Origin of the sequence: Methylibium sp. Root1272, assembly GCF_001425905.1 — a bacterium.
Taxonomy (GTDB): Bacteria; Pseudomonadota; Gammaproteobacteria; order Burkholderiales; family Burkholderiaceae_C; genus Methylibium.
In genome coordinates, this window is record NZ_LMDY01000012.1 from 312,490 (window position 1) to 324,894 (window position 12,405).

The following is a 12,405-nucleotide window of genomic DNA, read 5'->3' on the forward strand; positions in this document are numbered from 1 at the left end:
GCCTCTTCCTAGAATCCGCCGCACCCCGACACTGGAGCGAACGATGCTGAAGCAGGATCTCGACAGCCTGACCCCGACGCGTGATTTCAGCCGGCGCGATTTCGTCGCCACCTCGCTCGGTTCGGGTTTCGCCGCCGCGGTGCTGCCGGTGTCGGCGCAGACCATCACCACCGACACGGCCGGATTGACGGCCGGACCGGTGAGCATCCCGGTCGGTGGTTTCGCGCTGCCCGCCTACCGCGCCGCTCCGGCCGGCCGGAGCGACCTGCCCATCGTGCTGGTGATCAGCGAGATCTTCGGCGTGCACGAGCACATCGCCGACGTGGCGCGGCGCTTCGCGAAGCAGGGCTATCTGGCGATCGCACCCGAGATGTTCGTGCGCCAGGGCGACGCCAAGGCCTACAGCGACATCCCGAAGCTGATCGCCGAGGTCGTGTCGAAGAAGGGCGACGCCGAGACGATGCAGGACCTCGACGCCACCGTCGCGTGGGCGGCCGCGAACGGCGGCAACCGCGCCAGGCTCGGCGTCACCGGCTTCTGCTGGGGCGGGCGCATCACCTGGCTCTACACCGCGCACAACCCGCAGGTGAAGGCCGGAGTGGCATGGTACGGCCGCCTGGTCGGCGAGGCCACGCCGCTCGCGCCGAAGCACCCGGTGGACGTGGCCGGCACGCTGAACGGGCCGGTGCTCGGCCTCTACGGCGAGAAGGATGGCGGCATTCCGCTTGACACCGTTGATAAGATGAAATCCGCCCTGGCGGCCGGGAACGCCGCGGCGAAGCAGTCCACGTTCGTCGTCTACCCCGATGCGCCGCACGCCTTCCACGCCGATTACCGGCCGAGCTACCGCAAGGAGGCGGCCGACGACGGCTGGAAGCGCTGCCTGGCCTGGTTCAGGGCGAACGGCGTGGCCTGACCCCGGCCGCCACGCATCGAGTGAGCCGCGCCTTCGGGCGCGGCTTTGTTTTGCCCGACGACGCACACTGCGGACCGAGAAGCGAGCGAGAGTGAGAGAAGAAAGAAGAACATGTCGATGACCCTGTTGTGGATCGTGCTGGCCACCTTCGCCGGCGGCGTGCTGTCGGTCGTGATCGCGGCCGGCCTGACGGTCTCGGTGCTGTCGCTGATCGTGCGTCACCTGGTCAGCCTGTCGGCCGGCGTGCTGCTCGGCACCGCGCTGCTCAAGCTGCTGCCCGAGGCCTTCGAGACCGGCGGCTCGCCGCAGGCGCTGTTCGCCACGCTGCTCGGCGGCCTGCTGTTCTTCTTCCTGCTCGAGAAGGTCGAGCTCTACCGCCACAGCCACCACCACGAGGGCGACGGCCACCACCACCACCACGACTTCGACGCCGAGCAGGCCGGCCGCGGCGGCTGGAGCGTGCTGCTCGGCGACAGCATCCACAACTTCTGCGACGGCGTGCTGATCGCCACCGCCTTCCTCGCCGACCCGCATCTGGGCGTGGCCACCGCGGTGGCGGTGATCGCCCACGAGATCCCGCAGGAGGTGGGCGACTACATGGTGTTGCTGAACGCCGGCTTCTCGCGCGCCCGTGCGCTGCTCTACAACGCGATCTCCGGGCTGGCGGCGGTGCTCGGCGGCGTGCTGGGCTACTTCGTGATCCAGCCCTTCGATCCCTGGGTGCCCTATCTGCTGGTGATCGCCTCCAGCAGCTTCATCTACGTCGCGGTGGCCGATCTGATCCCGCAACTGCAGCGCCGGCTGGCCTGGCGCGAGACACTGACCCAGCTCGCCTGGCTGGCCGCCGGCCTGGGCACGATGGCGTTGATGTCCACGCTGACGGACGAACACGCCCACGCTGGCGGCGAGGCGCCCCATGAGCACGCGCACGAGGCGGCCGTCGCGCCGTCCCCGGCCGGATCGGCCGAGCCGGCGCGCTGAGCCCCGGGCTCAGCCGGAGTTGCGCAGCCCGGCCGCCACGCCGTTGATCGACATGTGGATGCCGCGCTGCACGCGATCGTGCAGTTCGCCGCGCCCCTGCTGTGCGCGATAGCGGCGCATCAACTCGACCTGCAGGTGGTTAAGCGGGTCGATGTAGGGCAGCCGGTGTTCGATCGAGCGCGCCAGCGCCGCATTGCCGGCCAGACGGCGCGGCTCGCCGGTGATGGCGGCCAGCACGGCGTCGGTGCGCAGCCATTCCGACTGGATCGCCGCGAAGATCTTCTTCGCGGCGCGCTTGTCCGGCACCAGCTCGACATAGCGCGTCGCGATCGCCAGGTCGCTCTTGGCCAGCACCATGTCGATGTTCGACAGCAGCGTGCCGAAGAACGGCCATTGCGCGTGCATGCGCTGCAGCAGCGCGAGGCGCTCCTTGCGCAGCTTCGGTGCGTCGCCCAGGAAGCCCTCGACGGCCGAGCCGAAGCCGTACCAGCCCGGCAGTGCGACGCGGCACTGGCCCCAGCTGAAGCCCCACGGGATGGCGCGCAGGTCCTCGATGGCGCGCGTGGCCTTGCGCGAAGCCGGGCGCGAGCCGATGTTGAGCTCGGCGATCTCGCGGATCGGCGTGGCGGCGAAGAAGTAGTCGGCGAAGCCCGGGGTCTCGTAGACCAGCTTGCGGTAGGCCGCCATGCTGAGCTGCGACAGCGTGTCGGCGGTGTCGAGGAACAGCTTCGGCGCGTGGCGCTTCGGCGGCAGCAGCGTGGCCTCCAGCGTCGCCGCCACCAGGGTCTCGAGGTTGCGTCGGCCGATCTCGGGGTTGGCGTACTTCGAGGCGATCACCTCGCCCTGCTCGGTGAGGCGGATCTGGCCGTTCACGGTGCCCGGCGGTTGCGCCAGGATCGCCTGATAGCTCGGGCCGCCGCCGCGGCCGACGGTGCCGCCGCGGCCATGGAACAGACGCAGCGTCAGGCCGTGCTCGCGCTTGAGCGGCTCGAACAGCTCGACCAGCGCGGTCTCGGCGCGGTAGAGCTCCCAGTTGCTGGTGAAGAAGCCGCCGTCCTTGTTGCTGTCGGAGTAGCCGAGCATCACGTCCTGCTCGCAGTACTGATCGGCGCGGCTGCGCAGCACCAGCGGCAGCACGCCCGGCAGCGCGTAGAACTCGCGCATGATGGGCGCGGCCTGGCGCAGGTCGGTGATGGTCTCGAACAGCGGCACCACGATCAGGTCGCAGCGCGCGTCGGTGTCGAGCGTGCCCTGCAGCAGACCGGCCTCCTTCTGCAGCACCAGCACTTCCAGCAGGTCGCTCACCGTCTCGGTGTGGGAGATGATGCAGTGGCGGATCGCGGCGTGGCCATAGAGGGCCCGGCCCTCGCGTGCGGCCTCGAAGATCGCCAGCTCGCCGCGCGTGCGCTCGCTGTAGACGGCGCCGCGCACCTGCAGGCTGCGCGCGTCGTTCAGCAGGCCCAGCAGCAGCGCGACCTTGGCCTCCTCGGGCATCGCGGCGTAGTCGGCCTCGATGCGGGCGCCGGCCATCAGCTCGGCGAGCACCGCCTCGTGCTGGTCGGAGCTCTGGCGCAGGTCGACGGTGGCGAGATGGAAGCCGAACACCTGCACCGCGCGGATCAGCGGCTTGAGGCGCGCCGCGGCGAGCGCCGCGCCGTGGTGCGAGGCCAGCGAGGCCTCGACGGTGCGCAGGTCGGCCAGCAGTTCCTCGGCGGTGGCATAGGGCGTGGACGGCGCGACCGCGTGGCGCAGCGCCTCGGTGCCGGTCAGCGCCGTCAATGTGCCGGCGAGGCGCGCGTACACGCCGATCAGTGCGCGGCGGTAGGGCTCGTCGAGCCGGTGCGCGTTGTGGTCGCCGGAGCGGTCGGCCAGCGCCTGCAGCTCGGGCGTGACCTGCACCAGCAGCGCCGAGATCGAGAGCTCGGCGCCCAGCTCGTGCACCTCGATCAGGTAGAAGCGCAGCACCGTCTCGCTGTGGCGCGCCAGCGCGAGGCGCAGTGTCTCGGCGGTGACGTTGGGGTTGCCGTCGCGGTCGCCGCCGATCCAGTTGCCCATGCGAAAGAACGGTGCCACCTCGAAGCCCGGCAGCAGCGCCTCGAGCTCGGCGTAGAGCTTGGGGATCTGGCGCAGGAAGGTGCTCTGGTAGTAGGACAGCGCGTTGTCGATCTCGTTGGCGACGCTGAGCTTGGAGGTGCGCAGCAGCCGCGTCTGCCACAGCTGCGTGACGCGGGCGCGCAGCATCGCCTCGTTGGCGGCGCGCTCGCGCACGGTCGGCAGCGTGTCGCGCGCGCCGATCAGCTCGGCCACCGCGCGCTCGGCGTCGAGCACGCTCTTGCGCTGCACCTCGGTCGGGTGGGCGGTAAGCACCGGCGACAGGTAGGCGTGGCCCAGCAGGTCAGCGATCTCGGTGGCGCGCACGCCGCGCTTGGCGAGCCGCTCGAAGCTCATCGCCAGCGAGCCCTCCTGCACGTGGCCGAGTTGCTCGTGGTGCTCGCGGCGCCGAACGTGGTGGCGGTCCTCGGCCAGGTTGGCGAGGTGGGAGAAGTAGCTGAAGGCGCGCACCACCGACACCGCCTGCTCGACCGACAGGTTCTTCAGCAGGCGGTCGAGTGCGCGGCCGGCCTGGGCGTCGCGCTTGAGCCGGTAGGCCACGGCGAGCTGGCGGATGCGCTCGATCAGCTCGAAGGCCGGCGCGCCTTCCTGTTCGCGGATCACGTCGCCCAGGATGCGCCCGAGCAGGCGGATGTCCTCGATCAGCGGGCGGTTCTTGTCGGCGCTGCGGTCGGCGCTGCGAGGGGTCTTGGCGATGGCCATGGGCGGGGAGTGGGCGGGAAGGGGTCGGGTGGGAAGGACGGCGCCCGAAGGCGCAAAGGATGCTAGCAGCGCTCATGCCAGCGACCGTGTGGCGGGCTGACGCGCTGCTAGCATTCCCGCATGGAAGCGAGCACACAAGCCTGGGTCATCGCGACCCGCGAGAGCCGGCTGGCACTGTGGCAGGCCGAGCATGTCCGCGCACTGCTCGGCGCGCGCCTGGTGGAGCCGGTCGAGCTGCTGGGGATGACGACGCGCGGCGACCAGATCCTGGACCGCACGCTCAGCAAGGTCGGCGGCAAGGGCCTGTTCGTCAAGGAGCTCGAGACCGCGCTGGAGGCCGGCGACGCCCACCTCGCCGTGCATTCGCTGAAGGACGTGCCGATGGACCTGCCGTCCGGCTTCGTGCTCGCTGCGGTGCTGGAGCGCGAGGATCCGCGCGACGCCTGGGTCTCGCCACGCTACGCCGACCTGGCCGCGCTGCCGGCCGGCGCAGTGGTCGGCACCTCCAGCCTGCGGCGGCTCAGCCAGTTGCGGGCCCGCCGGCCCGACCTGCGCATCGAGCCGCTGCGCGGCAACCTCGACACCCGCCTGCGCAAGCTCGACGAGGGCCAGTACGACGCCATCGTGCTGGCCGCCGCCGGCCTGAAGCGCCTGGGCCTGGCCGAGCGCATCCGCAGCGTGTTCGAGCCCGACGTCATGATCCCCGCGGCCGGCCAGGGCGCGCTCGGCATCGAGCTGCGCGCCGATGCGCCCGAGCGCCACCCCGCGCTGTGGGCGGCGCTGCGCGCGCTGACGCACGAGCCGAGCTGGCTGGCGGTGCATGCCGAGCGCGCCGTCTCGCGGGCACTGGGCGGCAGCTGCAGCATGCCGCTGGCGGCGCATGCGCAATGGCAGGCCGACGGCCGGCTGGTGCTGAGCGCGGCGCTGGGCAGCGTGGCCGAGGCAGCGTCCGCATTGGTGCACGCCGAGGCGGGCGCGGCCGTGGCCGACACAGCCGCGGCCGAGGCGCTGGGCCTCGCGGTGGCGCAGCAACTGCGCCAGCGCGGCGGCGACGCGCTGTTGGCGGCGCTCTGAACGTCGTCGTTTCGACGGGCCTCCGCCGCATGCGCGTGCTCGTCACCCGTCCCGAGGAGCAGGCGCGCGAGTGGGTGGCGCGGCTGGCCGAGCGCGGGGTCGTCGCCGCGGCCTTGCCGCTGATCGCGATCGAGGCGCCGGCCGACCCGGTGCCGGTGCGCTCAGCATGGCAGACGTTGCCGCAACGCAGCCTGCTGGTGTTCGTGAGCCCGAACGCGGTGACGCAGTTCTTCGCGCAGCGGCCGGCCGGCGGCGATTGGCCGGCCGCGTTGCGGTTCGGGTCCCCCGGGCCGGGCACCAGCGCGGCCTTGCGTGCGGCCGGCGTGGCGCCGGGCGCGATCGTCGAGCCGCCGCTCGATGCGGGGCGCTTCGATTCGGAGGCCCTGTGGGCCGTGCTCGGCCCGCTGGGTCCGTGGCAGGGCCGCTCGGTGCTGATCGTGCGCGGCAGCGTCGACGGTGAAGCGCAGGGCCGGGGCCGCGAGTGGCTGTCGCAGGTGCTGCGCGACGCCGGGGCCCACGTCGACCTCGTGGCGGCCTACCGCCGCGTGCCGCCACGGCTGGATCCAGCGGGGCAGGCGGTGTGGGCCGCAGCGCTGGCGGCCCCGGCCGAGCACCTGTGGCTGTTCAGCAGCTCGGAGGCCATCGACCAGCTCGACGCGCTGACCGCGGCGGCCGGCTCCGCGCCCGACTGGCAGGCTGCGCAGGCGCTGGCGACGCACCCGCGCATCGCCCAGCGCGCGCGCAGCGCCGGCTTCGGCCGGGTGATCGAGGCGTCGCCGACGCTGGAGGCGGTGGTCGCCGCGATCGGCGTGTCACGGTCCGATGGAGAGCGGCCGATAGAATCGTCAGCACCGTGAGCGAGTCCCCAGAGCCCCCTGTCGCGCCGCCCGCGCCCCTTCCTCCGCACCCCGTGCCGGTCGTCGTCCAGCCGGCGACCCGTTCGACGCGGTCGCGGCGCTTGCAGTTCGGGCTGATGCTGCTGCTGTTGCTGGTCAGCGTGACCGCGCTGTCGATGGCGTGGTATGGCCAGCGCCGGGTGCACACGCTGGAGCAGGAACTGGTGCGACGCCAGCAGGACAGCGCCGGCCAGGCCACCGAGGCACAACTGCTGGCCAAGCAGGCCCAGGAGCTGTCGCGCGACGCGGTGGCCAAGGTCACGCTGACGGAGAGCCGGTTGGCCGAGATCACCGCACAGCGCGGTCAGCTCGAGGAACTGATCCAGTCGCTGTCGCGCGCACGGGACGAGAACCTGGTGGTCGACATCGATGCCGGCATCCGCGTGGCGTTGCAGCAGACGGCCATCACCGGCAGTGCCGCGCCACTGGTGGCGGCGCTGAAGGCGGCCGACGAGCGCCTCGCGCGCGTCAGCCAGCCGCGGCTCGAGTCGGTGAGGCGTGCGATCGCGCGCGACCTCGATCGCGTCAAGGCGGTGAGCGTGGCCGACATCGCCTCGCTGGCGATCAAGCTCGACGAGGCCGCGCGCCTGGTCGACGAGGCGCCCCTGCAGGTGCTCGATCCGCAGCGCCTGGTCGAGGCGAAGGCCCCGCGAGCGGTCGTGCGCGGCGGCGCCGGCGGCACGCCGTCGCCGGCCAGTGCCGCGGCGTCGGCGACCCGGGTCGGTGGCTTGCGGGCGGAGCTGAGCGATTGGTGGCAGGGCCTGTGGGCAGAGACGCGCAGCCTGCTGCGCGTGACGCGCATCGACCAGCCGCAGGCCATGCTGCTGGCGCCCGAGCAGGGTTTCTTCCTGCGCGAGAACGTCAAGCTCCGGCTGCTCAATGCGCGGCTGGCGCTGATGAGCCGCCAGTTCGACACCGCGCAGTCCGATCTGCAAGCCGCGCTCGCGGCCATCGACAACTACTTCGACCGCAGTGCGCGCAAGACGCAGCTGCTGACCGAACTCCTGCGCAGTGTGGTCCCGCAGGCGCGCCAGGCGGGCGTGCCGCGCCCCGACGACACGCTGGCGGCGCTGACGACCGCGGCGGCGGGCCGCTGAGAGGCGTCGGCTCCGATGCGCAACGTGATCTGGTTGCTGTTGCTGGCCATCGTGGCCGTGGTGGCGGCCAGCCTGCTCGGCAGCAACGACAACCTCGTCACGCTGTATTGGGCGCCGTGGCGCGTCGACCTGTCGTTCAACCTCTTCATGGTGATCCTGGTCGGGCTTTGCCTGGTGCTGAACGCGCTGATCCAGGCGGTCGGGCTGCTCATCGGGCTGCCGCAGCGCGCGCGCGAATGGCGCGTGTCGCGCCGCGACCGCATTGCCCAGGGCGCGCTGCGCGAGGCACTGTCGCAGTATTTCGGCGGTCGCTACGGGCGCGCCCACAAGGCGGCGCAGCGGGCGGTGGCGATCCAGGCCGACACGCCCGAATTGCGTCAGGATACCGAGTTCACCGTGCTGGGGCACTTGCTCGCTGCCGGCAGCCTGCACCGCCTGCAGGACCGCACGCGGCGCGACGAGCAGCTCGCGCAGGCCCTTGATCTGGCCCGCCGCAGCACCGCTGCGCGTCCGGCGGAAGAGGGCGCCCGGCTGCTGGCCGCCGAATGGGCGCTCGACGACCGCGATGCCGCCCGCACGCTGGAACTGCTGTCGCAACTGCCGCCCGGCGTGTCGCGGCGGACCCAGGCGCTGCGCCTGAAGCTGAAGGCGGCGCGCCTGGCCCAGGAGCCGCTGGAGGCCCTGAAGACGGCGCGCCTGCTCGCCAAGCACCAGGGCTTCTCGCCGGCCGCCGCGCAGGGGTTGATGCGCACGCTGGCCGTCGAGGCGCTCGACACGGCGCGCGACACCGACCAGACCCAGCGGGTCTGGCGCGAGTTCGACGCGGCCGACCGGCGCGATGTGGTGGTGGCCGCCCACGGGGCGCGTCAACTGGTGGCGCTGGGAGCGACCGAAGATGCGCGGGCCTGGCTGCGCCCGTTCTGGGACCGCGTCGCGGCCTTGCCGCGCGAGGAACGCGACACGCTGGCCTTTGCGCTGGCCGACGCCGTCGACGGCATCGGCCCCGAATGGCTGCCGCGCCTGGAGGCCGCGCTGCAGACCTGCCCGGGCGAAGGCGCGCTGGCCTATGGCGTCGGGCGCGCGATGATGGCGCGCCAGCTCTGGGGCAAGGCTCGAGCCCTGCTGGAACAGGCGGCACGTGACGAGGCGCTGACGCCGACCGTGCGCCGCGAGGCCTGGCTGCATCTGGCCACGATGGCCGAGCAGGATCGCGACGAAGAGCGCGCGGCGCAGTGCTTCCGCGCGGCGGCGGCCCTTGGTTGAGGCGTGAAAAGGCTTCGTGCTAAACTGCGAGGCTTGATGCGGCTGTAGCTCAGCTGGATAGAGTACTTGGCTACGAACCAAGGGGTCGTGGGTTCGATTCCTGCCAGCCGCACCAGATTCGCTCGACGAAACAACGGGTCAGCTTCACAAGAGCTGGCCCGTTTTTCTTTTTGGCGCGAGCTTGCGCGACAGGGCTTGACGCCGTGGCCGTTGCGTCGTGCCTTGAACAGGCGATCAGTCCGAAAAATTGGCTGCGATCGGCCTGTCGTCGAAGCGCAGGGATCGACCGTTCGACCCCACAGGTCGCCGCGACGGATTTCGCTTGCGTCTATTAACGCAGACAAATATAGTCTGCGTTATGGCGCACCTCACCAGCAGTGTCGAATACGGTCTTCATTGCCTGCTCTGGCTGGTGGACGCCGGCGAAAAGCAGCCGAGCAGCCGCGACCTGGCGGAGCTTCAGGGCCTGTCGCCCAGCTTCGTTGCCAAGATCTTTCCTAAGCTCGAGAAGGCCGGCATCGTGGCGGCCGCCGCCGGTGTGCGCGGCGGCTACCGCCTGGCCCGGCCCGCAGAGCAGATCACGGTGCTGGACGTCGTGGACGCGATCGAGGGCGACAAGCCCCTGTTCGACTGCCAGGAGATCCGCGGCCGTTGCGCCGTCTTCGAGGGCGATGCGCCGCGCTGGGCGACCAGCGGCGTCTGTGCCATCCATGCCGTGATGCTGCGGGCGGAGAAATCGATGCGCGATGCCTTGGCGGAGGAAACGCTCGCCAGCCTGGCTCTCACGCTGGGCCGCAAGGCACCGGCCCGTTTCGGCCCGGAGGTGCAGGCGTGGCTGAGCGATCGAGGCGAGTCGCGCGGCGCTGCCAGGACCGTGCAGATGGCACCGCGACGGCCCGATCACGACCCGTGACCTGACCGACCCCTTCCCGTTCGACACGCCAGTTCCCGGTCGCCTGCTGGACGACCGGGAGCGCCGCCGCATGCCTGCCTCCGTGACGGCAGGCACCGCCGTCCAGCCACCTTGAAGGAACAATGAAATGACCCAGAAGATCGTGATCGCAGGTTCGGGTTTCGCCGGGACATGGGCCGCGATATCCGCCGCCCGCGCCGTGTCGCTGGCCGACCGGGAGGATGATGTGAAGATCATCGTGGTGTCGCCGACGCCCCATCTGCACATCCGTCCGCGCCTCTACGAAACGGCGTTCGAGGACATGGCGCCGGACCTTGCGCCGTTGTTCGCGGCGGTGGGTGTCCGGCATGTCGCCGGCACGGTCGAGGCCATCCATGCCGACCGGCACGAAGTCGAGGTGAACGGCGCCGATGGCCAGCGCACGACGCAGCCCTACGACCGCTTCGTGCTGGCGACCGGCAGCCGGCTGTTCCTGCCCGACGTGCCCGGGCTCGCCGAGCACAGCTTCAACGTCGATCAACTGTCCCATGCGATGGCACTGGACGCTCACCTGCGCTCGCTGGCCGACCGGCCGGAGACGGCCGCGCGCAACACGGTCGTGGTGGCCGGCGGCGGCTTCACCGGCATCGAGACCGTGGCCGAGATGCCGCGACGGCTGCGCGACATCCTGGGTCCGGCCGCGAAGATCCGTGTCGTGGTGATGGAGCAGGCGCCGGTCATCGGCCCGGACCTCGGGCCGGTGCCGCGGCCGGTGATCGAGGCGGCCCTGGCCGAGTGCGGCGTCGAGGTGATGACCTCCGCGGGGGCCGTGGCGATCGACGCCGATGGCGTGACCACCTCGAGCGGCGAGCGCATCCCGGCTCACACCGTGGTCTGGACCGCCGGCGCCAGAGCCCACCTGCTCGCCGCCCAGATCGAAGGCGAACGCGATCGCTACGGACGGGTGCACGCCGACCCGCAACTGCGGGCCCGCAGCGTCAAGGACGTGTTCGTCGCTGGTGATGTGGCGTTGGCGGCCACCGACGACGAAGGCCACCACGCGGCGATGTCCTGCCAGCACGCGCTGAGCCTGGGCCGCGTTGCGGGCCACAACGCCGCCGCCGAACTGGTCGGCCTGCCGACTCATCCTTACAGCCAGCCGAAGTACGTGACCTGTCTCGATCTCGGGCCCTGGGGCGCCATCTTCACCGAAGGCTGGGACCGCCAGATCAAGCTGACCCGCGAGGTCGGCAAGGCCACGAAGCAGGCGATCAACACGCAGTGGATCTATCCGCCCAAGGCGGATCGCGAGGCGGCCTTCGCGATCGCCAACCCCGACCACGTCATCGTGCCATGACGCGCAGCAGTGTGTCGCGCAGTCCTTTCATTTCCTCCTGGAGTTCCTCATGACGAAGATGCTCGCTTCCCTTCTGCTCACCAGCGTTGCGCTCGCTGCGCCGTGGTCTCAAGCAGCCCCGCCTGCCCACGTCGAGCAGGTCATGTCCAAGCCGCTGGCCGACCTGGCCGGCAAGGAAGGGCTGGTGCTCACCGTGAAGTACCCGCCGGGCGGCGCCGACGACATCCATCGGCACAACGCGCATGCCTTCGTCTACGTGCTCGAGGGAGCGATCGTGATGCAGGTGAAAGGCGGCCCCGCGGTGACGCTCAAGCCCGGGCAAGGCTTCTACGAAGCGCCGGACGACATCCACCTCGTGGGCCGCAATGCGAGCCAGACCGAGCCGGCGAAGTTCGTCGTGTTCCTGCTGAAGGACCAGGGCGCGCCGGCGGTCGTTCCGGTCCAGTGAACGGGACGCCAGGGCTGCAAGGCCGGGCATGAAAAAAGCCCTGGAGCATCGGCGCTCCAGGGCTTTTGTCTTTGTCGGGGACTTGGCGTGAAGTCCTGGACTCTGTAGATGGTGGAGAGGAGGAGGATCGCAATGCGCCTTGCAGGGCGCATGGTTCCTCGGTTTCTCCGATGTGGCGAAGCCAAGTTACTGCAAAAGTTCCTGCATCCGAGCTGGATCGTCGCTGGGGCGTGAGTTCGATCTCACATCTCGCCGAAGTGCTGCTCTTCAGACGCATCGAGGTGGGCGGGCCACTCCCAGCTCAGCAGTTCTGCCGTACGTCGGGTGACCCAGCACGCCTCCTGGGCGCTGACGCCGGACTCCGCGTGGCGCAGGCCGGCCAGGCAGCGCTCGAGCACCGTCGCTTCGTCGACCCCGTCGCGGAAGTGCACGGTCGAGCAGTGGCCGCTCATCACGTTGGCCAGGTCCTCGCAGAACTCGCTGCGCTGCGCCAGCTCGGCCTTCGTGACGGTCAGGCGCCTGCGGCCGTCGAGGTAGAGCGCCGAGAAGGACTCGGGCACGAAGGTCTGGTTCTCGTCGTACACGGCCAGACTCAGGGCGGTGGTGCGTCGGACGCGAGATCGACGACGAACCGGGTTTCGGCTTCGGACATCGGCCGATGATGCCG

General features: G+C 70.9%; 11 protein-coding genes and 1 tRNA gene. 10 read left to right on the forward strand and 2 right to left on the reverse strand.

What is annotated here, in order from left to right; translation table 11 throughout:
• Positions 1-43: 43 nt before the first annotated feature.
• Together ASC67_RS07295 and ASC67_RS07300 are read left to right on the forward strand one after the other, a co-directional pair.
• Complete coding sequence (locus ASC67_RS07295) at positions 44-916, forward strand: dienelactone hydrolase family protein (protein ID WP_056317179.1); 873 nt, start codon at positions 44-46, stop codon at positions 914-916.
• Positions 917-1,027: 111 nt separating this feature from the next.
• Positions 1,028-1,897 (forward strand): ZIP family metal transporter, encoded by an 870-nt coding sequence (locus ASC67_RS07300; RefSeq protein WP_082535867.1) that lies wholly within the window; start codon positions 1,028-1,030, stop codon positions 1,895-1,897.
• A 9-nt stretch (positions 1,898-1,906) separates the two neighbouring features.
• Here the strand turns inward: ASC67_RS07300 and ppc are convergent, their stop codons facing one another.
• Positions 1,907-4,711: a phosphoenolpyruvate carboxylase gene (gene ppc, locus ASC67_RS07305; RefSeq protein WP_056317181.1), complete on the reverse strand. Its 2,805-nt coding sequence runs from the start codon at positions 4,709-4,711 to the stop codon at positions 1,907-1,909.
• A gap of 120 nt (positions 4,712-4,831) precedes the next feature.
• Between ppc and hemC the strand changes: the two genes are divergently transcribed.
• The 8 genes from hemC (at position 4,832) to ASC67_RS07345 (ending at position 11,738) form a co-directional block, all read left to right on the forward strand.
• Complete coding sequence (gene hemC, locus ASC67_RS07310) at positions 4,832-5,785, forward strand: hydroxymethylbilane synthase (protein WP_056317184.1); 954 nt, start codon at positions 4,832-4,834, stop codon at positions 5,783-5,785.
• Positions 5,786-5,814: 29 nt separating this feature from the next.
• Entirely contained in the window at positions 5,815-6,642 is an 828-nt protein-coding gene (locus tag ASC67_RS07315; RefSeq protein WP_056317187.1) for a uroporphyrinogen-III synthase, read from the forward strand.
• 116 nt (positions 6,643-6,758) lie between these two features.
• Entirely contained in the window at positions 6,759-7,778 is a 1,020-nt protein-coding gene (locus ASC67_RS07320) for a uroporphyrinogen-III C-methyltransferase (RefSeq protein WP_056318250.1), read from the forward strand.
• Positions 7,779-7,793: 15 nt separating this feature from the next.
• Positions 7,794-9,041, forward strand: a complete 1,248-nt coding sequence (locus ASC67_RS07325) for a heme biosynthesis HemY N-terminal domain-containing protein (protein WP_056317189.1) — start codon at positions 7,794-7,796, stop codon at positions 9,039-9,041.
• Positions 9,042-9,079: 38 nt separating this feature from the next.
• Positions 9,080-9,156 (forward strand) — tRNA-Arg (locus tag ASC67_RS07330).
• A gap of 243 nt (positions 9,157-9,399) precedes the next feature.
• Positions 9,400-9,954: an Rrf2 family transcriptional regulator gene (locus tag ASC67_RS07335; RefSeq protein WP_056317192.1), complete on the forward strand. Its 555-nt coding sequence runs from the start codon at positions 9,400-9,402 to the stop codon at positions 9,952-9,954.
• 127 nt (positions 9,955-10,081) lie between these two features.
• The gene (locus tag ASC67_RS07340) at positions 10,082-11,290 is read left to right on the forward strand and encodes an NAD(P)/FAD-dependent oxidoreductase (protein ID WP_056317196.1); all 1,209 of its coding nucleotides are present in this window, start codon (positions 10,082-10,084) and stop codon (positions 11,288-11,290) included.
• Between the two features lie 49 nt (positions 11,291-11,339).
• Positions 11,340-11,738 carry a cupin domain-containing protein gene (locus ASC67_RS07345; protein WP_056317204.1) on the forward strand — a complete coding sequence of 133 codons (399 nt, stop codon included), beginning with the start codon at positions 11,340-11,342 and terminating at the stop codon, positions 11,736-11,738.
• 242 nt (positions 11,739-11,980) lie between these two features.
• On the opposite strand, the gene ASC67_RS07350 is transcribed toward ASC67_RS07345, so the two are convergent.
• Positions 11,981-12,322, reverse strand: coding sequence for a hypothetical protein (locus ASC67_RS07350; protein ID WP_056317208.1), 342 nt, complete (start codon positions 12,320-12,322; stop codon positions 11,981-11,983).
• Positions 12,323-12,405 lie beyond the last annotated feature (83 nt).

What these genes read in the sequence shown, in the direction of transcription:
- ASC67_RS07295 (WP_056317179.1), top strand. Translation starts at nt 44, where the DNA reads ATGCTGAAGCAGGATCTCGACAGCCTGACCCCGACGCGTGATTTCAGC.
- ASC67_RS07300 (WP_082535867.1), top strand. Translation starts at nt 1,028, where the DNA reads ATGTCGATGACCCTGTTGTGGATCGTGCTGGCCACCTTCGCCGGCGGC.
- ppc (WP_056317181.1), bottom strand. Translation starts at nt 4,711, where the DNA reads ATGGCCATCGCCAAGACCCCTCGCAGCGCCGACCGCAGCGCCGACAAG.
- hemC (WP_056317184.1), top strand. Translation starts at nt 4,832, where the DNA reads ATGGAAGCGAGCACACAAGCCTGGGTCATCGCGACCCGCGAGAGCCGG.
- ASC67_RS07315 (WP_056317187.1), top strand. Translation starts at nt 5,815, where the DNA reads ATGCGCGTGCTCGTCACCCGTCCCGAGGAGCAGGCGCGCGAGTGGGTG.
- ASC67_RS07320 (WP_056318250.1), top strand. Translation starts at nt 6,759, where the DNA reads ATGCTGCTGCTGTTGCTGGTCAGCGTGACCGCGCTGTCGATGGCGTGG.
- ASC67_RS07325 (WP_056317189.1), top strand. Translation starts at nt 7,794, where the DNA reads ATGCGCAACGTGATCTGGTTGCTGTTGCTGGCCATCGTGGCCGTGGTG.
- ASC67_RS07335 (WP_056317192.1), top strand. Translation starts at nt 9,400, where the DNA reads ATGGCGCACCTCACCAGCAGTGTCGAATACGGTCTTCATTGCCTGCTC.
- ASC67_RS07340 (WP_056317196.1), top strand. Translation starts at nt 10,082, where the DNA reads ATGACCCAGAAGATCGTGATCGCAGGTTCGGGTTTCGCCGGGACATGG.
- ASC67_RS07345 (WP_056317204.1), top strand. Translation starts at nt 11,340, where the DNA reads ATGACGAAGATGCTCGCTTCCCTTCTGCTCACCAGCGTTGCGCTCGCT.